Source organism: Yinghuangia soli (assembly GCF_021502675.1).
Classification (GTDB): Bacteria; Actinomycetota; Actinomycetes; order Streptomycetales; family Streptomycetaceae; genus Yinghuangia; species Yinghuangia soli.
Genome location: NZ_JAKFHA010000024.1, coordinates 62,866 through 84,841 on the forward strand (window position 1 = coordinate 62,866; position 21,976 = coordinate 84,841).

General features: G+C 71.3%; 19 protein-coding genes. 7 read left to right on the plus strand and 12 right to left on the minus strand.

Going from position 1 to position 21,976, the window contains the following annotated elements:
- The first annotated feature begins 394 nt into the window (after positions 1–394).
- Positions 395–1,369, plus strand: coding sequence for a DUF1838 family protein (locus tag LZ495_RS30405; RefSeq protein ID WP_235056149.1), 975 nt, complete (start codon positions 395–397; stop codon positions 1,367–1,369).
- A gap of 276 nt (positions 1,370–1,645) precedes the next feature.
- Here the strand turns inward: LZ495_RS30405 and LZ495_RS30410 are convergent, their stop codons facing one another.
- From LZ495_RS30410 to LZ495_RS30440, 7 genes are all read right to left on the minus strand, one after another.
- Positions 1,646–3,187 carry an ABC transporter substrate-binding protein gene (locus LZ495_RS30410; protein WP_235056150.1) on the minus strand — a complete coding sequence of 514 codons (1,542 nt, stop codon included), beginning with the start codon at positions 3,185–3,187 and terminating at the stop codon, positions 1,646–1,648.
- Between the two features lie 110 nt (positions 3,188–3,297).
- The gene (locus LZ495_RS30415; protein WP_235056151.1) at positions 3,298–4,284 is read right to left on the minus strand and encodes an ABC transporter ATP-binding protein; all 987 of its coding nucleotides are present in this window, start codon (positions 4,282–4,284) and stop codon (positions 3,298–3,300) included.
- On the minus strand, positions 4,281–5,390 hold the full coding sequence (locus tag LZ495_RS30420) for an ABC transporter ATP-binding protein (RefSeq protein WP_235056152.1): 1,110 nt from the start codon (positions 5,388–5,390) through the stop codon (positions 4,281–4,283). Before LZ495_RS30420 ends, LZ495_RS30415 begins: the two co-directional genes overlap by 4 nt.
- Positions 5,387–6,328, minus strand: coding sequence for an ABC transporter permease (locus LZ495_RS30425; RefSeq protein ID WP_235056153.1), 942 nt, complete (start codon positions 6,326–6,328; stop codon positions 5,387–5,389). The genes LZ495_RS30420 and LZ495_RS30425 overlap by 4 nt, the downstream gene beginning before the upstream one ends.
- 104 nt (positions 6,329–6,432) lie before the next feature.
- Positions 6,433–7,398: an ABC transporter permease gene (locus LZ495_RS30430; RefSeq protein WP_235056154.1), complete on the minus strand. Its 966-nt coding sequence runs from the start codon at positions 7,396–7,398 to the stop codon at positions 6,433–6,435.
- Positions 7,395–8,507, minus strand: coding sequence for a hypothetical protein (locus LZ495_RS30435; protein ID WP_235056155.1), 1,113 nt, complete (start codon positions 8,505–8,507; stop codon positions 7,395–7,397). Before LZ495_RS30435 ends, LZ495_RS30430 begins: the two co-directional genes overlap by 4 nt.
- 50 nt (positions 8,508–8,557) lie before the next feature.
- The gene (locus tag LZ495_RS30440; protein ID WP_235056156.1) at positions 8,558–9,724 is read right to left on the minus strand and encodes an LLM class flavin-dependent oxidoreductase; all 1,167 of its coding nucleotides are present in this window, start codon (positions 9,722–9,724) and stop codon (positions 8,558–8,560) included.
- A gap of 207 nt (positions 9,725–9,931) precedes the next feature.
- Between LZ495_RS30440 and LZ495_RS30445 the strand changes: the two genes are divergently transcribed.
- The gene (locus tag LZ495_RS30445; RefSeq protein WP_235056157.1) at positions 9,932–10,924 is read left to right on the plus strand and encodes a GlxA family transcriptional regulator; all 993 of its coding nucleotides are present in this window, start codon (positions 9,932–9,934) and stop codon (positions 10,922–10,924) included.
- 70 nt (positions 10,925–10,994) lie between these two features.
- On the opposite strand, the gene LZ495_RS30450 is transcribed toward LZ495_RS30445, so the two are convergent.
- From LZ495_RS30450 to LZ495_RS30460, 3 genes are all read right to left on the minus strand, one after another.
- A complete protein-coding gene (locus LZ495_RS30450) occupies positions 10,995–12,443 on the minus strand; it encodes a dihydroorotase (protein WP_235056158.1) in 1,449 nt (482 codons plus the stop codon).
- A gap of 129 nt (positions 12,444–12,572) precedes the next feature.
- Entirely contained in the window at positions 12,573–13,475 is a 903-nt protein-coding gene (locus tag LZ495_RS45030) for an IclR family transcriptional regulator (protein WP_235056159.1), read from the minus strand.
- Positions 13,465–13,812, minus strand: coding sequence for a hypothetical protein (locus LZ495_RS30460; protein WP_235056160.1), 348 nt, complete (start codon positions 13,810–13,812; stop codon positions 13,465–13,467). The genes LZ495_RS45030 and LZ495_RS30460 overlap by 11 nt, the downstream gene beginning before the upstream one ends.
- 182 nt (positions 13,813–13,994) lie before the next feature.
- Here LZ495_RS30460 and LZ495_RS30465 point away from each other — a divergent pair, with 182 nt between their 5' ends.
- Genes LZ495_RS30465 through LZ495_RS45035 form a run of 3 tightly spaced genes read left to right on the plus strand, consistent with a single transcriptional unit; the run spans position 13,995 to position 17,474 of the window.
- Positions 13,995–15,188 carry a CaiB/BaiF CoA transferase family protein gene (locus LZ495_RS30465; RefSeq protein ID WP_235056161.1) on the plus strand — a complete coding sequence of 398 codons (1,194 nt, stop codon included), beginning with the start codon at positions 13,995–13,997 and terminating at the stop codon, positions 15,186–15,188.
- The gene (locus tag LZ495_RS30470; RefSeq protein ID WP_235056162.1) at positions 15,185–15,994 is read left to right on the plus strand and encodes a cyclase family protein; all 810 of its coding nucleotides are present in this window, start codon (positions 15,185–15,187) and stop codon (positions 15,992–15,994) included. Before LZ495_RS30465 ends, LZ495_RS30470 begins: the two co-directional genes overlap by 4 nt.
- Entirely contained in the window at positions 15,987–17,474 is a 1,488-nt protein-coding gene (locus tag LZ495_RS45035) for an MmgE/PrpD family protein (RefSeq protein ID WP_235056163.1), read from the plus strand. The genes LZ495_RS30470 and LZ495_RS45035 overlap by 8 nt, the downstream gene beginning before the upstream one ends.
- Positions 17,475–17,576: 102 nt before the next feature.
- On the opposite strand, the gene LZ495_RS30480 is transcribed toward LZ495_RS45035, so the two are convergent.
- Together LZ495_RS30480 and LZ495_RS30485 are read right to left on the minus strand one after the other, a co-directional pair.
- Positions 17,577–18,185 carry a cupin domain-containing protein gene (locus tag LZ495_RS30480; RefSeq protein WP_235056164.1) on the minus strand — a complete coding sequence of 203 codons (609 nt, stop codon included), beginning with the start codon at positions 18,183–18,185 and terminating at the stop codon, positions 17,577–17,579.
- Complete coding sequence (locus LZ495_RS30485; protein ID WP_235056165.1) at positions 18,182–19,078, minus strand: HpcH/HpaI aldolase/citrate lyase family protein; 897 nt, start codon at positions 19,076–19,078, stop codon at positions 18,182–18,184. Before LZ495_RS30485 ends, LZ495_RS30480 begins: the two co-directional genes overlap by 4 nt.
- A gap of 335 nt (positions 19,079–19,413) precedes the next feature.
- Here LZ495_RS30485 and LZ495_RS30490 point away from each other — a divergent pair, with 335 nt between their 5' ends.
- Complete coding sequence (locus LZ495_RS30490; protein ID WP_235056166.1) at positions 19,414–20,454, plus strand: nitrilase-related carbon-nitrogen hydrolase; 1,041 nt, start codon at positions 19,414–19,416, stop codon at positions 20,452–20,454.
- On the plus strand, positions 20,454–21,974 hold the full coding sequence (locus tag LZ495_RS30495; protein WP_235056167.1) for an aldehyde dehydrogenase family protein: 1,521 nt from the start codon (positions 20,454–20,456) through the stop codon (positions 21,972–21,974). The genes LZ495_RS30490 and LZ495_RS30495 overlap by 1 nt, the downstream gene beginning before the upstream one ends.
- Positions 21,975–21,976 lie beyond the last annotated feature (2 nt).

A 21,976-nucleotide genomic window follows, 5' to 3' on the forward strand; every position in this document is an offset into this window, starting at 1 on the left:
GCTACGGAGTGCGCAAGGCTGCGCGGCGCTGCGGGATGCGCCCGCGCGCCGCGCAGCCGGCCACGAAGGCAGCAGTGCGGCGCACCGCGCCGCCATTGGCCGTTCGCGACAGGTTCGCCGCACCCCGGCCACCGCCCCCGGCAAGCCGTATGGCCGAAGTCCTGCGGTGCGAATCCCTGCGGCATGACGGATCCTGCATGGCAGTCGCGTACGGCATGTTCCGCACAGCGGAAAGTCGTTGACACCTGAGGAACAGGCACGTGAATCTTCCGCAACCGGCTCAGGCCGTATCAACGAACTCCCCACGCACCTCAGCGGAAGGACGTCCTCAATGGCGCGTCGACGCGCTCTTCGGAGCCGCATTGCCCGAGTGGCCGCACTATCGGCCTTTGCAGTGGCGGCCACAGTGCAGGGCTCGGCACAGGCCGGCGCCCCGCAAGACCCGACCGACCCGGGCACCCTGTTCAAAACGCTCCAGGACCCCAATGCGCGGCTCTTCCTTCAAACCCTCGGCCGTGCTGACGGCCAGGACATGGTCTACCGGATCAGCGGTTCCGTACTGAGCCAGGTCCGCGGCAACGCGTACGGACCGGCGCTTCCCCACGGGAAGGTGCTCTTCGGATTCGAGGGCTTCAACATCCGCCAGCTCTACCGCAAGCCCGGCACCAATGACATCTACCAGTTGTCCCGGGAGATCGTCTTCTACACGGACCCCGCGACGGGCCAACGGCTCACGGAGTGGACCAACCCGCTCGACGGCAAGACGCGCCCGCTGCCTCCGGTGGACAACGAGCACGTCAACGGGCACTACCGCATCAAGGACGGCAAGCTCTTCTCCGTCTTCGGCGGCACCGAGGTCCCGCTGACGAACGCCACGGCCCCGAAACAGATCCACGACCAACTCGTGTGGACCACAGACGCGCCTCCGCTGTACAGCCTCCAGCAGCGCTACCAGATCCCCGAGACGTTCGGCCTGACGAACAACTTGTACGCCTCGTGGGAGATGTTCGACTTCATCGTCGACCGCGACGAGGCCCGCCGCCACGACGACCGCAACCACGTGCCCAAGGGGGCCATGGAGGTCGTGAACTCGTGGACCCGCAACGGCCCTTACATCCCCGCCATGTGCATTCCGGAGAAGGACAGCCCGGGCAACCTCGTGTACCACGCCCGGAGTTGGACGCTCGACTCGTTCGAGAAGCTGGACCCGTGGATCAAGGAGACCGTGCGCGCCGAATACCCGATCTACCAGCGCTCCCCTGACACCGTGAACCCGGCACCGAACGACACCACCTGGACCGCCTTCTACGCCCAGGAGCTGGCCCCCAAGGGCCTGACGTGGAAGCAGTGGTGCGACAACGGCTCCTGATCGATATGGGCCATCGCGGGCCGCCTGCGCTACCGGCGCAGGCGGCCCGCCGCCTGTCGTCGACGGATCCTCGGCCTCCAGCGGCACTTCTCGTGCCTGTCGGCCTTTGGTCGCCACCGGGCAGGTGGTGCCGGGCGTGCGGATATCGCTGGTGGATGTGCCAGGACACCGCCGCGCACACGTGGCGGACGTTGGCGGACCAAGCGCTGACGGGCGGATGCGGACAAGGCAGGCGACCGTTGCCGCCTGCCCTGTCCGCTCGGGCTACAAGGTTCGTCAGCTCACAGTCACCTGCAGCAGGTTGCCCAGGCTGCCGTTCGCGGCGGTGGTGTGGCCCTTGACCTGGCCGCTGACCGCCTCGAGGTAGTGGCGGGTGACAACAGGAACGACATAGGCGGTTTCGGTGTCGTACTGCTGCACCGCGGACCAGCCGGCCTTGGCCGCGGCCGGGTCGGTGGTCCCCACAGCTGCGTCGAGGAGTTGCTGCATTTTCGGGTCCGCGACCTTGTTGAAATTCGTCGTGGACTTATCGGCGTAGATGCCGTAACCGGAGTGGTTGGGGTTGTTGCCCGTCGGCAGCGTCGTCAGTAGCAGGTCCCCGAAGTTGTTGGTGAGGAGCTTGCCGAAGTAGACGTTCTCTTCCTGTACTTCGAGCCGGACCTTGATCCCGACGGCCTGCAGGCTCTGCTGGATGATGGTGGCCGCGTCCTTGGTGTAGGACTCGGGGGACAGTGCAAGGGCGAGTTCTTCGCCCTTGTAGGAGGACTGCGCCAGTTCGGCCTTCGCTTCGTCGATGCGGGGTGCGCCGCCGTACTTCTGTCCGACCGCAGCGTCGAAAGCGGGAGCCCCCTGAGGCAGGCCGGTGTTGACGGGCACGGCGGTTCCGCGGAAGACGTCGTCGACGATCTTCTGGCGGTTCAGCGCGAGCGCCATGGCCTTGCGGAAGTGCACGTCAGCGGTCGCCCCGTCCTTGAGGTCGGGGTAGATGAACATCTGGATGGCGCTGCTCGGCGGTTCGCCGACCACGATGCCGTTCTTGCCCTTGACCTGGGGCACCTGTGCGGGCGGCAGGTCGGCGGAGATCTGCGTGGTGCCGTTGACCAGGTTGGTGATGCGTGTGGTCTCGTCCTTCACCGTGGCGATGACGACCTGGTCGAGCTTGGGGGCGCCCTGGAAGTACGCGTCGTTGCGCGTCAGGCTGATCTGCCGGCCCCGGTCCCACTTGGCGAGGCGGAACGGCCCCGAGCCGTTCTCGGTCGTGGCGTAAGTGGCACGCGGCTCGTAGGGGGTCGATGCGCTGAGGATAGGGATGATCGCAAAGTTCGCGGCCATCGGCTCATAGGGCGTCTTCAACGTGAAGACCACGGTGAGAGGATCCGGCGCCGCCACGCCGGCCACCGCGGCCAGGGTGGAGCGCCAGATGGACCCGGCCTTGGGGTCCTTGGGGTTCATGATGGTCTCGTACGTGAACTTCACGTCTGCCGACGTGAGGTCCTGCCCCTGATGGAACTTCACGCCGGCGCGCAGCTTGAAGGTGTAGGTGCGCCCGTCGGCCGACACGACAGGCAGGTCGGCAAGTTGCGGCCCTACCTGGCCGCCGCCGCGGTTCTCCAGCAGCGTGTCGTAGAGCGCGTAGGTCAGGCGCAGTTGCGTGGAGGTGTTGTAGGCCAGAGGGTCGAGGTCCTGCGGCTCGGAAGCGGAGTCGACGCGGAGGGTCCCGGGCGCGGCTGCGCCGCCGCTGCTGTCACCCCCGCATCCGCTGAGCGCGAGTACCGCGGACAGTGCGCCGGCGACGGCGAGCACGGCGAATCGGGGCATACGTCTGGTCATCATCGGTCTCTTTTCCGGGGTCGGGGCAGGCTGGATCGACGCGGGGCACCTGAGCGGGCCGGCGGGCACCCGCCGAGGGGTGGAAGTGGTGGGAGCGGTCAGGTGGCGGCGTGGCAGGCCACCATGTGCTCGCCGTGGACTTGCGCGGCCGGGACCTGTTCGGCGCAGACCGGCATGGCGAGCGGGCAGCGGGTGCGGAAGTGGCAGCCGCTGGGCCGGTCGGCGGCATCGGGGACTTCTCCGCGGGCCGGCGCCGTGCGCCGGTGCCCGGGGTCGCGCCGCGGGACCGACGCGAGCAGGACCTGGGTGTACGGGTGCCGCGGGTTCTCGACCAGTTCCGCCGCCGGTGCCGACTCCACGATGCGGCCGAGGTACATCACCGCGATGCGGTCGGCCAGGTGCGCCACCGTGGGCAGGTCGTGGCTGATGTAGAGCAGCGCGAGTCCGAACCGGTCGCGCATGTCGGCGAACAGGTTGACGATCTGCGCACCGACGCTGACGTCCAGGCTCGCCGTCGGCTCGTCGGCGACGAGGAACTCGGGTTCCAGGGCCAGGGCCCGGGCGATCACCACGCGTTGGAGCTGGCCTCCGGACAGCTCGTGCGGATACCGGTCCAGGTGCTCCGGGGACAGGCCGACCAGGCCGGCGAGGTCGTGCACCCGGGCGCGCCGGTCGTCCGCCCGGCCGAGCTGGTGGTAGCGCAGCGGCTCGGCGATGACGTCCCGGATGAGCCGACGGCGGTTGATGGCCGCATACGGGTTCTGGAAGACGAGTTGCCGCCGTCGGCGGAGTTCGCGGAGCCGGTCGCCCGTGGCGGCGGTGACGTCGTCGCCGTGGAAGCGGATGGCTCCGGCGTGCGCCGTCTCCAAGTGGAGCAGAGCCTTGCCGAAGGTGGATTTGCCGGATCCGGACTCGCCGATCAGGGCCACAGTTTCCGATGCGCGGACGGCAAGGGACACACCGTCGACGGCGTGCAACTGGCGCCGACCGGTCCGCAGGCGTTCGCGGAGGCCGGTGTGCACGGGGAAGCGGACCGACAGGTTGTCCGCAGCGATGACGGGTTCGGCGGCGTCGGGCGCGTTCATGCCTTGACTCCTTCTACGGCAGTGCCGCCGCTGAGGGCGCTTGCTGCGTGCCGGTGGCACCGTGCACGTACGTCGCCGGGTCGCGGCAGCGTGTCCGACGCCTGCCCGGCCGGGGCCGTGCCGTGCGCTGTCCGGGCAGCGGGCATAAGCGGCACCGGCAGCAGCTCGGGCAGGTCGCGGTCGCAGACCTCGCCGAGGTGCTCGTCGCAGCGCGGTGCGAACGGGCAGCCCGGCGGCGGGGCGGCGAGGTCGGGGACCCCGCCGCGCATGGTGGGGAGGCGGCTGCCGCGCGACTCGCGGACCCGGTCGAGGTCCGGAGCCGATTTGAGCAGCGCCCGTGTGTACGGGTGGGCCGGGCTGTCGAACAGTCCGCGGATGGTCGTGTGCTCGACGAAGCGTCCGGCATACATCACGTGGACGCGGTCGCAGAGGTCGGCCACGAGTCCGAGGTTGTGGGTGACCAGGACCATGCTCATGCCCAGCTCGGCACGCAGGTCGCGGATGAGCTCCACGATCTGCGCTTCGACCGTGACGTCCAGGCTGGTGGTGGGTTCGTCGGCGAGCACCAGGGCCGGGCGGCCGGCGAGGAACGCGGCTGCGATCATGCAGCGTTGCAGCTGTCCCTGGCTGAATTCGAAGGGATGGCTGCGCGTGCGGTGCGCGGGGATCCCGACGCGGTCGAGCATCGCCGCGACGTGTGCCCGGCGCTGCTCGCGCCCGAGTTCCGGGCGGTGCAGAGCCACCAGGCGGCCGAGCTGGCTGCCCAGGGTGTATGCCGGGTTGAACGCGTTGACGGGGTCCTGGAAGACCATCGACACCGTGCCGCCGCGCACTCTGCGCATGGCGGCGGGGTCGTGGGCCAGCTGGACGCCGTCGACGGCGATGCCGCCGCTGACCGCGGCTCCGGATCCGTGCAGGCCGAGCAGCGCACGCAGCAGGGTGCTCTTGCCGGATCCGGATTCGCCGACGATGCCGACCGATTCACCGCGTCCTACCGTCAGGTCCACGTCGACGACGGCGCGGACCGGCGCGGCCGGATCGCCGTACGCCACGCCGAGTCCGGTGACGGCGAGCAGGTCGGTCGTCTTGGTGGGGGCTTGGATCACCGGATCTCCTCCTCGAGTTCGCCGTCCGCACTCCGTCCGGCCGGTTCTGTGGCGGCTTCGGGCTGCGGCGCGCGGCGGCGCGGCTTGCCGTGGAAGGTGCGGCGCATGCGCGGGTCCAGCAGGTCGCGCAGCTCGTCGCCGAGCAGGGTCAGGGCCAGGACCGCGGCCGCGATACCGAGCGTGGGGAAGAGAATGAGCCACCAGGCGCCGAGCAGCAGTTGGCTGCGGGCATCGGTGAGCAGCGTCCCCCAGCTGGCGTCCGGAGGCTGGATGCCGAGCCCCAGGAAGGACACCGACGCCTCGACGATGATCGCGACGGCAACCGAGAAGGCAGCCTGGACGACGATGGGTGTGGCGATATTGGGCAGCAGGTTGCCGAAGACCAGGTCGCGGCGGCGGGCGCCCAGGCAGCGGGCGGCGGTCATGTAGTCCTTGCGCACTTCGGCGAGTGCTGACGCTCGGGCGAGGCGGACGAAGACCGGGGTGAGCGCGATGCCGATGGCGATGGCCATGATCGCGACGTTGTCGAGTTCGACCGGGCCGACGGCGATGCCCTTCTGGGTGAACACCCCCGACAGGACGGGGACCAGGACCAGCAAAGGGAAGGCCATCACGACGTCGGTGAGCCGCATGGTGAGGATGTCGAACCGGCCGCCGGCGCGCAGCGCGGCCGCCATGCCGATCAGCGTGCCGACGACGGTTGCGGCGGCGGTGCAGACCAGCGCCACCAGCAGGGAGATCCGGGCGCCGGCGACGAATCGGGCGAGGACGTCGCGGCCGGTGTTGTCGGTGCCCATCCAGTGGTCGCCGCTCGGTGCCGTGAGCGGCGCGGCCGTCTGGGCATTGGGGTCCGGCGCGAGCCACGGGCCGACCAGGACGACTGCGGCCAGCAGGACGACGAGGACCGTCGCACAGATCCCTGCGGGGCGCCTGGTCATGAGGCGGGCGGCACGGCCGACGGGGGCGGCTGCCGCCCGAAGGCGGCCGAGGACGCGTTCCGGCCCGGCTGCGGGCCCGGAGGGAAGGGAGCTTTGGGCGGGGATCATGCTTCCCCCTTGCGGTATCCGGCGCGGATGCGCGGGTCGATGGCGCCGTACAAGAGGTCGACCGCGAGGTTGACCAGGACGAAGACCAGCGCGATCACGAGCATCACGCCGACGGTCACCGAGTAGTTGCGTTCGCCGAAGGAGGCGACCAGGAGGCTGCCCATGCCGTTGATGCCGAAGACGTTCTCGACGATGACCGAGCCGCCCAGCAGCAGGCCGGTCACGACGCCGAGTTGGGTCACCACGGGCAAGAGAGCATTGCGCAGGGCGTCGGCGGCGACCACGCGTCGCTCGGGTACGCCGAAGGCGCGGGCGGCGGTGATGTACTCCTGGGAAAGGACGTCGAGCATTCCACTGCGTGTGGTGCGGGCGACGACTCCGATCTGCGGAAACGCCAGCGCAAGGGCCGGAAGAAGCAGGTGTCGGAAGGCTTCGACGGGATCGGTTCCGTAGGCGACGAAGCCCTGGTACGGCCAGACGCCGGTGACGTACCAGCCGAACAGCAGGACGAACCCCATGCCCAGGACGAAGCTCGGAACGGCGAGTCCGCCCAGGGAGAGGATCCGCACCAGGTGGTCGGCGGCCCCGCCGCGGCGCAACGCAGCCAGTACCCCGAGCGGGACGGCGATGACGATCACGAGAACCAGTGCGGTGAGGGCAAGTTGCACCGTTGCGGGAAATCGGTCGGCGAGCAGCTCCGTGACCGGCTGGCGCGTGGTGTACGAGTCGCCGAGGTCGCCGCTCAAGGCCTCTTGAAGCCAGAGGACGTACTGCTCGGGCAGGGAGCGGTCGAGGTGGAGTTCGTGCCTGATCGCGTCGACCTGTTCCTGGGACGCGCCGACTCCGGCGAGAGTGATGGCCGGGTCACCGGGAGCGGTGCGCAACAGCGCGAAGGCGATCAGGGACACCGCGAAGAGCACGGGCACGGCCTGTGCCAAGCGCAGCAGCGTCATGCGGATCATGGGCGCTCCCCGGTGCCGTGGGCGGCCGGCGGACGCGTGGCGCCGCGCCGTCCGGAGGCTGGTCCGGACACGTCGACGAGGAACCAGCTGTGCCCGTCGGGTGCGACGAACGAGCAGCCGGGCTCCCCGAATTCGTTCGGGCGTACCGCGGTGACCCGGGTCGCACCGGCCCGGGCGGCCTGGGCCGCCATGCCTTCGACATCGGCGACGCGGTAGCTGAAGCTGGCGGGGCCCAGGTTGCCGGTGGCCGTGCGGCGCGGCGCGTCCGCCGGTTCGACGCCGTCGCGGACGGCGGTGTCCGGCGCGAAGACCGCGATCTTGAGCCGCCCGCTGCGCGCCCGCGCAGGCTCGGCGCCCGACCGCGGGTCGTCGAAGTCGTAGACGGCGATCGTGTCGCCGTCGGCGCGTTCGAAGATCTGCTTTCCGCCGGCGTCCTCGTCTCCGGAGACGTGGCCGTCGGTGACCCGGAGCAGCCCGAGCCCTTCGTCGTAGAAGCGGAGCAGTTCGGGATCCCCGTGGTGGACGAGGCCCACATGCGTGAACTGGCTGGCGGGGAAACGGGCGTCGACCAGGGCTCCATAGTGGGGGACGGTGTAGCCGTGGCGTTCGAAGAGCACCTGGCGGCTGTCCGGCCGGGCGAGGACGGCTTCGCGGATCAGCGGCAGACGGGCATGGAAGGGCCGTACACCGGGACCGTCGGCGACCCCGCCGCCGAACACCTGTTTGGCGGAGAAGACCGCGCGCACGCTTTCGCCGGCTTCCTCGGCAAGCTCGGCGTGCGACTGCAGTTCAAGGAGTGCCGTGGTCATCTGGACCGTCCACCGGCCGCCGGGGGTGCGGATCGGAGCCGTTCCGGCCCCCGGCCCCAGGGGTTCGGCCCACTCCATGAGTCGGATCAGACCGTGGTCGCTGCAGCCGTGGTACATGCGCAGCGACCGCACGGCGCTGGGGACGCCGTACAGGCTCTGCGCGGTGTCCGCGTCGGCTTCGCCGTACGGGCCCGGCCGGAAACCGAACAACTGCCAGTACTCGGCGGCGTTTTCGAGGTCCGTCACGCCGTGCGTCGCCTCGAAGACGCCGCCGACGGGTCGGTGGTCCGGATGGTGCATGAAGGCCTCTCGGCGTAGAGACGGGTGCGCGGGAAGGGGACGGGTGCGTGTCACGCGTCGGTCCCCACGGCGGCGCGCAGTCGGTCCAAGTCGGTGCGGGCGAACCGGTCGAGCCGGTCGGGAACCGCGAACAGCGAAGCCCCGGCGTGCCGTCGGGCGGCGACCCAGGACGTGAGGTCGGCCGCGCTCGACTCCTCGCCGCCGGCCACCACCAGGTCGGGCAGCAGGTGCTTCTCGGCGAGGCGGGCGGCCTCGCGGCGGTCGCCGCCGGCGTGCGCCTCCCGGACCGCGGCGGCGGCATCGGCGAGGCCTGCGGCCGTCCAGTGGCCGGCGAATTCCGGCCACACGCAGTGGTCGACGTGGTAGCTGGTCACCCACGAGCGATGGCGTTCGTCGTCGCCGGACGGCCACAGGGACTGCACGCACACCTCGAATCGGCCTGCCTGCCGGTCCGCGTCGAGGTCCCGGCCGACCGCGGCGGCACCGGCGCGGGCCTGGTCGAGCGCCCAGTGCAGAAACGCCGGTGTCGTCATCTCGAGGACGATTCCGTCGGCGCGGGCGCCGGCCAGGCGCAGCATGCGCGGTCCGTCGGCGGCGAGGACGACGGGGATGCGCCGCTCGGGAAGGGTGTCGATCAGCGCGCCCTGGACGCTGATTGCCTTGCCGCGGTAGGTGACCGCGCCGTGTTCGTCCGCTTCGGCGCCGTCCACGGGTTCTCCCCACAGTGCGCGGAGGATCTCCAGGGTGTCCCCCATGCGGGTGCGCGGGGCTTGCCACGGAAGGGCGTGGACGCGGCGCACGAGCTCGGCGACCCCGGCACCGAGGCCGAGGGTGAAGCGGCCGCCGCTGATCCGGTCGATCCACGCCGCCCCCGAGGCGAGCAGCGTCGGGCTGCGGGTCGGCGCTGCCACGATGCGGGTCATCAGCTGCGCCTCGGTCGTGGCCTGGGCCACCAGCGCGAGCGGGGCGAAGACCTCGCCGGCCGACCAGTCGGCGAGCGAGAGCACGTCGTACCCAGCGGCCTCCGCTTCCCGCGCTCGGGTGAGCAGTTCCCCGGGTCCCGTGCGGCCGCCGGAGCGCGGCGCGTGGTTCACCATGGCGGTGAACCGGGCGGGAGAAGCGGACTGGTGCAACGTGGTGCCTTCCTGGGCGGATGCGGATGCGGGTGCGGGTGCGGGTGCGGGGGCCGGCAGGGGCGCGGCGGCGGAGCGGGCCACGGGCTTTCCGCGTCTGGAAACGCTGTTCCGAATTGCCACGAGCGTAGGTGTGCTCATGGGCGGTGGCATTGGCCGAAAACGACATGTAGTTTGCCGAGAGCGACATCCGGGGCGGGCCGGTGACAGACTCGCGGCCCCCGGGTGCCGTGCCCTCGGGAGGTCCGCCGTCGGCTGCTCCGAGGGCGGCTTCACGGAACGGAGAAGACGTTGACGGTTGCGGTTGTGCTGGCCCCGCCCAGGGCGCTGGCGTCGAGTGTGGTGACCGCGCGCGACCTGCTGTGGGCCGCCGCGCGCGGCAGCCGGGGCGGCGTCGGTCACCAGGTGCTCACGGTGAGCTTGGACGGCCGCCCGGTGCAGTGTCAGGGCGGCACCGTGGTCACCGCGGACGCCGCTCTCGCGGAGGTGCCGTCGTGCAGCCTGGTCTTCGTCGCGGCCTTCACCGGCGATGTCGACGTCGCGATCGCCGCCGCGGGACCGATGCTGCGCTGGCTGCGTGATCGCGACGGTGAGGGTGCCCTGCTCACCGGAGGCGGGACCGGTGCCTGCCTGCTCGCTGCGTCCGGGGTCCTGGACGGCGGCGAAGCCACGACCTTCCCGCCGTACGTCGTCGCCTTCCGCCGGCTCTTCCCGAAGGTGCGGCTGCGGCCCACCCGGCCGATTGTCCGGTCCGGACGCGTGACCACCGCCCACGGCCTGGTGTCCAGCATGGAACTGCTGGCTCAGACGTCCGAGCAGATCTACGGCCGCGCGTCGGCCGACCGGGTGGCGAACCGGTTCGTCTTCGACGTGCCCGAGGAGCATCGGACGGCCGTACCGGGGACCCGGCACGAATCGGCGGCAGCCGCTCGCGCGCGGCCGGCCGTCCCGTCCCAGCGCTCTGCCGATCCCGTCGTGGTGGCCGCGCAGTTCTGGCTCGAAGAGCACATCGGCGAACCGGTCACAGTCACCGAGCTCGCCCGGCACCTGGACATGACGCCCCGGACCGTGGAGCGGCGTTTTCTGGCCGCCCTCGGCACCGGCCCGCGCCAGTACTTGCGGCAAGTACGCATGGCCCAGGCCGAGTTGCTGCTGGCCGAGTCGACCGTCAACATCTCCGAGGTGGCGCGGCTCGTGGGCTACCAGGACGTGTCGGCGTTCTACCGCGCATTCGGCAAGGTCACGGGTCGGCGGCCCGGCGATCTCCGCCGGATGCCCGTGTGACGGGCGTCCCGACTGCCGTCCGCGGCGGGGCCCGCCGGGCCGCCCGTCGCGGCGGCCCGGCGGGCGGCTCTCAGCCGCGGCGGACGTACCGCCCTGAGGGCTCGCCGACGACCTCGCCGTCGCGGTAGGCGATGCGGCCGCCCACGATGGTGGTCTGAGGCCAGCCCCGCAATTCGACTCCGTCGAAGGGGCAGTGGTCCTGTCCCGAGAGCAGCAGGTCCGTGGTCACGGTCTGCTCCTTGTCCACGTCGACGATCACGATGTCCGCGTCCGCACCGACCATGAGCGAGCCCTTGCCGGTGAGGCCGTAGGCCTTGGCCGGGTTGGCGGAGACCAGTTCGGCGATCCTCCGGAGCGGCAGGCCGCGCTTGTGGTGGCCCTCGGAGAGCAGCACCGGATAGAGCAGCGCCGTACCGCCGAACCCCGGCAGCGCAGGCCACAGTTCGTCGCCCTTGTGCTCCTCCATGCAGCAGGCGTGGTCCGAGGCGATCCAGTCGACGGTGCCGTCCAGCACGCCGGCCCACAGCGCCTCGTTGTCGTCGCGGGTGCGCAGCGGTGGGTTCACCTTGGCGCCCAGGCCGGCGCCCGCGGCGTCCAGACTGGCGTGGTCCAGGCACAGGTGGTGCAGGGTGACCTCGGCGCGGACGTCGAGGCCGGGGTGGGTGCCCCGGGCTATGCGCGCCGCGTCCAGGGCGTCGGCGCTCGACAGGTGGAGCAGGTTGATCGAGCAGGCGGCGGCCTGGGCAAGGGTGGTGGCCTCGCCGATTGCGACGCGCTCGGTCAGCGGCGGCCGGCCCTGGTGGTAGGCCTCCAGCGTCTGGGGATCGCCGTTTTTGCGGACGCGTTCGATGAACAGCCGCATCAGTTCGGATTGTTCGCAGTGCAGCGACAGGGAGATCCGGCGGTTCGGGTCGGTCGCGCCGGCGGCGGCCACGCCTTCCATGAGCTCGAACAGGTGCCCCAGGTCGTACTCCTGGCCTTCCTCGGCCATGCGGAACGACTTGGTGTCGCGCGAACTCGAGGCGAGGTTGAAGCCCTTGTAGAACATGTAGTACTTGAACGACGTCACGCCGTGCTCGGCGATCAGCGACGGGATCTCGCCGATCTGGTCCGTGGTCATCGGCGCGAGGTGGAAGCCGTAGTCGGTGAAGGCCCGCCCGGACACGGCCTTGAGCACCTCGGGGAAGATCTCCGCGTAGGGGCCGGTCCGGTTCAGGTAGTGCTCGCCGGTGCGGAAGTACGAGAGCACGGTGGTGGCGCCGCCGACGAGCGAGGACCGTGTCTCCTCGTAGGCGTCCAGAGCCAGATCCCGGTAGATCCCCATGTGGTAATGGGCGTCCACCGCGCCGGGCATGAGCACACGCCCCGTCGCATCGATGATCTCGTCGGCCTCGGCGGCTGCGAGGTCTGCTCCGAGCGCGGCGATGACGCCGTCGCGGACCGCCAGGTCCGCACGGATTTCACCCACACCCGGTTGAACGACGGTGCCGTGCTTGATGATCAGGTCGTAGCGTGCCATGGGTCTCGGCTGCCGCAGGGGGCAGCCCACTCCTCTCAGATTGCGCGGGCGAGCGGTCGGGACGAGGCGGTGGTGCCGCCCGGTGCCGGCGTCCGGGGAAGGGAACCGGGCGTACGGCCCGGTGCCCGCTCAGCGGGTGGGGGGCATGCAGTGGGCGGGCGCTCCGAGGCGCCGCGAGAGCCGGCCGGTGGCGTCGAGTAGCTGCTCCAGGCACTGGCCGACCACGGACGCGAAGCGGTCGGCAGGCCCGCAGACGCTGACGACGGCGACCGGAGCGGCCCGGTGGTCGAAAACCGGGGCGGCCACCGAGCCGGCTCCGGGCTGGCGTTCGCCTGCCGAGCGGGACCAGCCCCGGGCGCGGATCGCCGCGAGTTCGTTGGCCAGGCGCCGCAGCGACGCACCGTTCGCGAGTGTGTCGTCCATCCCGGTGTCCGCCGACGGCGTGCCGGTCCTGGGCGATCGCGGCGGGTGCACGGACCGGCTGCTCCGCACCAGCCGGGCGAGTTCCCGGGCGTCGCGGGCCTCCGGCAGGAAGGCCAGGAGCGCCTTGGACGAGGCACCGACATTCAAGGGGTACGGGGCGCCGAGGCTGACCGACATGATGACCTCGCGGTCGGGGGTGACCTGGTCGATGTAGAGCCGGCTGTCGCCGGAGCGCACGGACAGCGTCGCGGTCTCCCCCGTGGCCTCGGACAGCACCTTCAACTCCGGGAGCGCCACGGCGCGGACGTCCAGGCGGGCCAGGTAGGAGAGCCCGACCCTGGCCGCGGCCGGGCCGAGAGCGTACCGGCGGGTGTCCGGGTCGATCTCGACGAGCCCTCGGCTGCGCAGCGAACCGAGCAGCCGGTGCACGGCCGCCTTGGACAATCCCATGGCGTCCGCGATCTCGGTGATCCCCAGGTCGCCCCGGCGTGCGTCGCAGAAATGCAGCAGCACGTCGGCGGCGCGTTCGACGACGGCGACCGTCTGGCTCGCCGAGGCAGCCGCGTCGCCGGGGGCGGCGGCCGCCCGGGAACCGCCGTCAGCCGGCACGGCTCAGACCGACGGGCACCGGCGGGTCGGTCACGATCCTGGTGTCGAGGAACTCCCACCAGTCGTCCTGGGACACGCGCTGCGACTCCCAGCCGTGGTCCCGCTTGAGGCCGGCGAGCGCACTCCGGTAGGCGCCCCAGGCCGCTTCGTCGTCGAACGCCGCCCAGTTCTCGATCGTGTAGACGTCGCCGACGACGCTGTAGTACCACCGGACTTCCTTCACCATCGGCAGGTCCTGGTAGAACCAGCTCTCCCGATCCTCCAGCCACGCCCAGAAAGCCTTCTGGTCACGCCGCGACTTCTCGCTGAGCTTCATCCGGTAGACGAGGTAGATCACGCGCAGTCCTTTCGGGGGCGCCATTCGCAGGACGGGCCCGACCGGCACATTCTCTCGGCGTGTTTCGCCTGTGCAAACTTTGTTTCTCTATCGAGAGCCCGTGCTCACATGCTAACTTCTGGAACCCTGTTCCACAATGAGGAACAGAGTTGCCGTTCGCGACATCCTTCGAGGTGAGATTCATGCCCAACGGACCCCTGCGCGGGGTCACTGTGCTGGACTGCGCAACCTTGTTCGCCGGCCCCCTCGCCGCCACGATCCTGGGGGACTTCGGCGCCGAGGTGATCAAAGTCGAACACCCGCGCAAGCCCGACCCGGCCCGCACCCACGGCCCCGCCAAAGACGGCGTCGGGCTGTGGTGGAAGATGCTGGGCCGCAACAAGCACACCGTGACCGTGGACTTCGGCCGGCCCGGCGGAGCCGCCTTGCTGCAACGCATGGCGGCCGAAGCGGACGTGCTGATCGAGAACTTCCGGCCGGGGACGCTCGAACGCTGGGGCCTCGGCCCCGACGTGCTGCACGCCGTCAACCCGCGCCTGGTCATCGCCCGCGTCACCGGCTTCGGCCAGTTCGGGCCCTATGCCACGCGCCCGGGCTTCGGCACGCTGGCCGAGTCGATGAGCGGGTTCGCGGCGATGACCGGCGAACCCGAAGGCCCGCCCACGCTCCCGCCGTTCGGATTGGCCGACGGGGTGGCTGCGCTCACCCTCGCGGGCGCCGTCCAGACGGCGCTCTACCACCGGGACGTGCACGACGCTCCCGGGCAGGTGGTGGACCTGGCCATCATCGAGCCGCTGCTCACGCTGCTCGGCCCCCAGGCGACGGTCTACGACCAGTTGGGCCTCGTCCCGGAGCGGACCGGCAACCGCTCGACCAACAACGCCCCGCGCAACACGTACCGCACGCGCGACGGCAAGTGGCTTGCGGTCAGCACCTCCGCCCAGTCGGTCGCGGAACGGGTCCTGACGCTGGTCGGGCACCCGGAGGTCACCCAGGAGCCGTGGTTCTCCAGCGGCGCAGGGCGCGCGGCTCATGCCGATCTGCTCGACGCCTTCGTCGGCGGCTGGATTGCCGAACGCGACGCCGCGGTGGTCGCCGACGCGTTCGAACAGGCCCAGGCGGCGATAGCGCCGGTCTACGACATCCGGGACGTGCTGGCGGACCCGCAGTATCAGGCGCTCGACTCGATCACCACCGTCCCGGATGCCGACCTCGGCCCCCTGCGCATGCAGAACGTCTTGTTCCGCCTGTCGCAGACCCCCGGCGAGATCCGCTGGACCGGCCGCGCCCCCGGGGCCGACAACGACACGATATTCGCCCGATTCGGACTGTCTCCCGAGGACGTGGCCGTACTCCGCAAGGAAGGTGCCGTTTGAACCGCACGCTGTGGGAACTGACATCCGAGGCAACCGTGTTCGACCTTGCCCAGCCGATGCGCCGCGGCATGCCCCAGTCCCCGAACCACCCGCCGTTCCGCATGTTGCTCGAACGCCGCCACGGAGACATGCGCCGCGTGGACGGCGGATCGGCCGCCAACGAACTGATCGTCACCGGCGGCCACGTCGGCACCCACGTCGACGCCCTCGCGCACGTCTCGCACGACGGCTATGTGCACGGCGGCATCCCGGCTGCCGAACTGCAGAGCCATGACGGCTTCAGCGCCTTGGGCATCGACGAGTTCGCGCCCTTCGTCGGACGCGCCGTGCACCTCGACGTGGCCCGCCTGCATGGCGTCCAGGTGCTGCCCGCCGGGCACCGGATCACTGCCGACGAGCTCGCCGCGGCGGAAAAGGCGTCCGCTCCCGTCCGCCCCGGGGACGCCGTGCTGATCGGCACCGGGTGGTCCCGCCTGTGGGACGACGGCCCGGCGTTCATCGGCCACGACGACGGAGTGCCCGGGCCCGGGCCGGACGCGGCCCGGTGGCTCGCCGACCGCGGTGCCGCCGTGGCAGGCGGCGAGACCATCGCCTTCGAGCACATCCCGGCAGGAAAAGGCCACGCCACCCTTCCCGTCCACCGGATCCTGCTCGTCGACGCGGGCATCAACATCGTCGAGACGATGCGGCTGCACGAGCTCGCCGACGCCGGCGCCACCGAGTTCCTGCTCGTACTCGCTCCGCTTCCCGTCGTGGGTGCCACCGGTGCCCCGGCACGTCCGCTCGCGGTGGTTCCCCGTGGCTGAGCTCTCGCCCGCCGCCGGGCCCCTCGCCCACCGGCTCGCCGCATTCGCCGCCGGGGCCCGCGACCGCCCGCTCCCCCACGCCGTCTGGGAGGACGTGGTCGGCCGCGTCCTCGACACCGTCGGCAACTGCGTGGCCGCATTGGAACTTGACGCAGAAGACGAACCGCACCTCGCCGTACTGCGCGCCGCACGCCGGTCAGGCGGCGTCGCCGAAGCGTCGGTGATCGGTTTCGGCGACCGCATCCCCGCGGACCGCGCCGCGCTGGTGAACGGCACGCTCGCGCACGCCCTGGACTTCGACGACACCCACCTGCCCTCCGTCCTGCACCCCTCCGCATCCGTGGTGCCCGCGGCGCTCGCCGCCGCCGAGGCCGCCGGTGCGACCGGAGCCCGGCTGCTGGCCGCCGTCGCCGCCGGCGACGAGGTATGCGTGCGCCTCGGCGTGGCCTCGTACGACCCCGCGCTGCGCAATTCGGTCTTCTTCGAGAAGGGCTTCCACGCGACGTCCATCTGCGGAACGGTCGGCGCCGCAGTCGCCGCCGGACTCCTCTACGGCCTGGACGCCGAGCGCCTGGCGCACGCGATCGGGATCGCGTGCTCGATGGGTTCCGGGGTGATCGAGGCGAACCGCACGGGCGGCACGGTCAAGCGGATCCACTGCGGCTGGGCCGCGCACGCCGGGGTGACCGCCGCGCAGCTCGCCGGCGAAGGCGTCACCGGACCGCCGACCGCCTTGGAGGGACGCTTCGGCTTCCTGCGGGCCTACCTGGACGATTCCTGGGACGGGGCGGCGCTCACCGCCGGTCTGGAGCGCATGGACGACCCCGCGTCATGGGAACTCCTCCGCACCGTCTACAAGCCCTATCCGTCCAATCACTTCACGCACCCGGGCATCGACTGCGCGCTCGCCCTGCGGGCCCGGGGTCTGGACCCCGACCGCATCGAGAGCATCGAACTGGGCGTGGCTGCCGCGCCGTTGCGGACTATCGGCGAACCGCGGGAGCAGAAGGTCAGACCGACCACGCCCTACCACGCGAAGTTCTCGGGCCCCTACACCGTTGCCTCTGCGCTGATCGGCGGCGGAGGCCTCGGCCTGCACCTGGACGATTTCGCCCCCGCTGCATTCGCCGACCCGCGCCGGCTGGCCTTGACCGAACGCGTAACCGTGGTCGAGGACGCGCAGTGCAACGAGCAGTTCCCCCGGGCGTTCAGCGCGGTGCTCCGCGTGCGGTGCCGCGACGGGAGCTTGTGGGAGCACCGGGTCGACTCCTCCCGGGGCGGGCCGGGCAGTCCGCTGAGCCTTGACGAGCTGGAGACGAAGTACCGGCTCAATGCCGAACGCGTCCTCGATCCCGCCGCGGCCGCGGACCTAGCCGCACGTATTCGCGCGCTGCCGGATCTCCCCGAAGTCTCCGGCGTCCTGCCGCACTTGCCAGAAACAGCGCGCTCCGGCCTGGTCGGCAACTCCGGGCCCGCATAGCCCCGGGTCCATCCGGACGGCGCGGCCCGATCCGCCGGCAGGGCAGCGGGAAGTCTCCTCGCTGAACCGCCGGCGGACGGGGTCCGCGTCGTACGCCGGTGCTCAGCCGGTGCGGACCAACAGGCGTCCGTGCCATGCCGGTCGTGCCCGGGAGGCCTCGGCGGGACGCCAGCGCCATCGGGACACGTCGGTCACGGTGGTGCCAGGGCACAGCAGCGCTGCGGGCACGTCGTCCGGGCATGCGAAAAGCGCTGTGGTGCCGTGCGCCTCACCGGGCCTGCCGCCGCGCAGCACAAGGCCGTCGCGCGGTGGGACCGCAACAGTCCGGACGTTGGTCCTGGTGCTGGGTCCGGTGGGCACGTCGTCGTCGGACGCGGTCCACCGCACCGGGCCGGAGAACCAGGCCACGGCCAGCGCTCCGCCGTCGGTGCCGGAACCGTGCCGCAGGGCGCCTGCCGGGATCCAGGCGAGGTCGCCCGCCACGTGTCGGGTGCCGGAGACGTGCAGTTCGCCTTCCACGACCAGGAATTCCTCGCCGACGCCGTAGTGCCCTCGTTCGGGTCGGCGCCATCCTTTCGGGAAGCGCACCAGGGACAGCGAGGCCCCGGTATCGGGGTCGAGGGCAAGCCTGGCCATGCTGACCGGTGCGGTGGATCCCGGCATCGTGTAGGGCTGCGCCGCGGGGTGGGCGTCGGCGAGTTCGACGATCAAGGCCGGCTCCCGGCGGCGACGACACGGCGGGCCTGGCGGACGACCGCTTCGTCGACCATCCGCCCGTCGTCGCCGACAAGCACGGCCTCGCCTGCCGCGACCGCCGCGTCGAAGCGTTCGACGAGCCGCCGGGCGGCGTCGAGGCGCGCCTCGGATGGCGTGAAGACCGCATGCACCGTGGGAAGTTGCGCCGGATGGATGCACGCTCGGGAGCGGTAGCCCAGGCGGCGCAGGGCCTCGGTCGACCGGCGCAGTGCCTCTTCATCGCGGTAGTCGGTGGCCACGGGGCCTACTGGCGGGCGGATGCCGGCTGCGGCCGAAGCGAGCAGTACCTGGGTGCGGATGCCCAGCAACTCGGTTCCGTCGGGGCCGGGTTCGATGCCCAGCTCGGCGCAGAGGTCGGCTTCGCCGAGTTGGAGCTGCACGACTCGGGGAGCACGCGCCACGTCGGGGGCCGCCAGCACTGCGCCGGCGTCCTCCAGTAGTGGCGATACGGCGATGCGGCCTTGCGGAAGACCCGCCTGCTCCTCGGCTCGGTCCAGGACGGCTCCGAGGGCGAGGACGTCATCGGGGCCGGTGCACTTGGCCTGGCAGAGCCCGCGCAGGGCAGGCGCGGCCACGGCAGCGGCGTCCAGGTGCCCCGCCGCGCCCGGGTTGATGCGCACCCAGATCTGGACGGCGTCGGAGGGCCGGCGAGCCGCAAGCCAGGTCGCCACGTACGCCCGGGCGGACTCCTTCGCCGCGAACGGGACGGCGTCCTCCAGGTCGACGATCACGGCGTCGGCACCTCGGCCGAGCGCCTTGTCGAGCATCTCGGGCCGGTTGCCTGGTACGTACAGCCACGAACGCGGGGCCGGTTCCGGGGGCGGCGGAGACGAGGGGTGGGCGGACATGCAGACCCTCCATGCGGTGGACACCGCGGCGCGGCGAGGGCAGGGACCGTATGGCACGGAGGCACCGCGGTTTCGCTGCGCGCCCGCCGCGTCCGGGCTGGGGCGGGCCCGGCAGCACGCCGGACCGAGACCCGATCACCCTAGGCAGGGGCCATTCCGGAGGTCAACATCGCGTTTCTTGATGCGTATCACCGTTTCCTTTTCGGAGTGCAGCACTTGGCCGAGCGCGACACCGGAGGACGCAAGGTGTCGGCTACGACACCTGCCCCGCCATGATTACCGGTGTTAGCTTTCCACTCGCCGAAACGCCGTTCCGTCACGCGTGTGGAGATCTCATGGACATAAGCCGGGGGCAAACCGCCTACCGTGCCCTGGCCTTGCAGTCGCAATGCCGGGGAATCAACGCGTGCGACGACAAGGAAGCCCGCGCGTCGATCGGCGCCGCGATCGACCGCGTGGACCGGCAGATCGGCGCCAGTCTGGCCTTCCTGGGGCGCGACGTCCGGCTGGTGGTGCTGCCCGAGTATCTGCTGACCGGGTTCCCCATGGGCGAGCCGATCGACGTGTGGGCGCGCAAGGCCGCCCTCGACCCGGGTGGTCCGGAGTACGAAGCGCTGGCCGCGGTCGCGGCCGCACATGACGTGTACCTCGCGGTCAGCGCCTACGAGACCGACGCGCACTTCCCCGGGCTCTATTTCCAGGCCAGCACGATCCACAGCCCGGCGGGCGAGTGCGTCCTTCGGTATCGGCGGCTGCATTCGATGTACTCGCCGACGCCCTATGACGTGTGGGACCAGTACCTCGACATCTACGGCCCGGACGCGGTCCTGCCCGTCGCCCGTACCCCCATCGGGGCTCTGGCGGCGATCGCGTCGGAGGAGATCCTGTATCCCGAATTGGCCCGCGCCCTGGCGTTGCGGGGTGCCGAGGTCTTCGTGCACTCGTCCGCGGAAGCGGGCAGTCCGCAACCGACCCCGAAGGACGTGGCGAAGGTCGCCCGGGCCGTGGAGAACCTCGCCTACGTCGTCTCGGCCAATACCGGCGGCCACGTCGGAACCGACATCCCGGCCGCGTCCACCGACGGACTGTCGAAGATCGTCGGGTTCACCGGCCACGTTCTGGCCGAAGCCGGGTCGGGGGAATCGATGGTGGCCAACGCCGAACTCGACCTCGCCGCACTGCGCCGCTATCGCGCCCGCCCCGGCATGGGAAACCTCCTCGCGCGGGTGAAGACCGCCCTGTGGGCCGACGAGTACGCCCGGCACGACGTGGAGCGGCCTCATTCATGGAACGGCGCGGTCCCCGAGCGCCGCTACTTCGCCGACCGCCACGCCGCCGCGCTCGAGCGGCTCCGAGCCGCAGGAGTGCTCAGCTGATGCCCGATCGTCCCGAAGCCACGGCCCCCGCCCCCGAGACCGCTCCCGCCCCCGGCGCCGGGGCGGGGACCGGCCCGGAAACGAACGGCGCGTCGGCGCCGCTCGATCCCGCAATGCCCGTGCACGACCCGCGCCCCGGCCGCGTCACGCATACGCTCGCCGCGCCCACGCGCACCGAACTCGCCGACCTGTGCAGGGCGCTGCGCGTGGCGCAACCCGCCTGGGAACGCCGCTCTCCGGCCGAGCGCGCCGACGCGCTGGTCGCATTCGCGGATGCTCTCGAACGCCACGGCGAGAACGTCCTGGCCGCACTCGCCGCCGACACCGGCCGCGTCGTCGAATCGCGGCTCGAACTGGACATCACGGTGGCGGCGCTGCGTCGTTGGGCCGCCAACGCCCCCGGCCTGCTCGGGGCGGCGCCGGAGCGCCCATCGGAGATCCCGTGGATCGGGATCAGGCCTGCCGCCCGCGCCTACGAGCTGGTCGGGGTCATCAGCCCCTGGAACTCCCCCCCGCTCCTGAGCTTCATCGATGCCATCCCGGCGCTCGCGGCGGGCTCGTCCGTCGTGGTCAAGCCGAGCGAGGTGACCCCCCGCTTCGTCGCCGCGGTGCGTGCGGCGGCGGAGGAGGTCCCCGCATTGGCAGCTGTTCTCGGCCTGGTCGAAGGGGGCGCGGGCACCGGGGCCGCCTTGGTGGCGAGCGTGGACCTGGTGGCTTTCACCGGCAGCGTTCCCACGGGCCGGACCGTGGCCCGGGCCGCTGCGGAACGCCTGATACCCGTCTGCCTCGAACTGGGCGGCAAGGACCCGGCCATCGTGTGCCGCGATGCCGATCTCGACCATGCCACCTCGGCCATTCTGTGGGGCGGCACGGCCAATGCAGGCCAGTCCTGCCTGTCGATCGAGCGCGTGTACGTGCATGCCGACCGCTACGCCGAGTTCGTGGGGCTGCTCGCCGACAAGGCAGCCAAGGTCGGCCTCGCCCACCCCGACCCCGCGCTCGGCGGCCTCGGTCCGATCATCGATCCCGACCAGGCAGGGGTGATCCAGGAACACCTGGACGACGCGTACACCCAGGGCGCCCGCGCGGTCTGCGGGGGAACCCTGGAACGCATCGACGGGGGCACCTACTTGCGCCCTACGGTGCTGACCGGAGTCCATCACGGGATGCGCGTGATGACCGAGGAGACCTTCGGCCCGATCCTCCCGGTGATGCCCTTCGCCACCGAGGACGAGGCGGTGGCCCTGGCGGAGGACAGCCCCTACGGACTGTCGGCCGCGGTGTTCGCCGCCGACGCCGAGGCGGCGGTGGCATTGGCGGCGCGGCTGTCCGCCGGCGCCATCAGCATCAACGACGCGGCGCTGACCGCGGTTCTCCACGAAGGCGAGAAGAACGCCTTCAAGCAGTCCGGCATCGGCGGCTCGCGTATGGGCCCGGCATCGCTCGCCAGGTTCCTCCGCCGCCAGTCCCTCCTGGTCCACCGCGGCAGTGTCGAAGACCCGTGGTGGCACCGCCTCTGAAC

Bases quoted from the DNA above. Each gene is read 5' to 3' on its own strand.
- LZ495_RS30430 (WP_235056154.1), bottom strand. From the start codon at position 7,398: ATGATCCGCATGACGCTGCTGCGCTTGGCACAGGCCGTGCCCGTGCTC.
- LZ495_RS30495 (WP_235056167.1), top strand. From the start codon at position 20,454: ATGCCCGATCGTCCCGAAGCCACGGCCCCCGCCCCCGAGACCGCTCCC.
- LZ495_RS30425 (WP_235056153.1), bottom strand. From the start codon at position 6,328: ATGACCAGGCGCCCCGCAGGGATCTGTGCGACGGTCCTCGTCGTCCTG.
- LZ495_RS30485 (WP_235056165.1), bottom strand. From the start codon at position 19,078: ATGTCCGCCCACCCCTCGTCTCCGCCGCCCCCGGAACCGGCCCCGCGT.
- LZ495_RS30415 (WP_235056151.1), bottom strand. From the start codon at position 4,284: ATGAACGCGCCCGACGCCGCCGAACCCGTCATCGCTGCGGACAACCTG.
- LZ495_RS30410 (WP_235056150.1), bottom strand. From the start codon at position 3,187: ATGCCCCGATTCGCCGTGCTCGCCGTCGCCGGCGCACTGTCCGCGGTA.
- LZ495_RS30490 (WP_235056166.1), top strand. From the start codon at position 19,414: ATGGACATAAGCCGGGGGCAAACCGCCTACCGTGCCCTGGCCTTGCAG.
- LZ495_RS30435 (WP_235056155.1), bottom strand. From the start codon at position 8,507: ATGCACCATCCGGACCACCGACCCGTCGGCGGCGTCTTCGAGGCGACG.
- LZ495_RS30450 (WP_235056158.1), bottom strand. From the start codon at position 12,443: ATGGCACGCTACGACCTGATCATCAAGCACGGCACCGTCGTTCAACCG.
- LZ495_RS30465 (WP_235056161.1), top strand. From the start codon at position 13,995: ATGCCCAACGGACCCCTGCGCGGGGTCACTGTGCTGGACTGCGCAACC.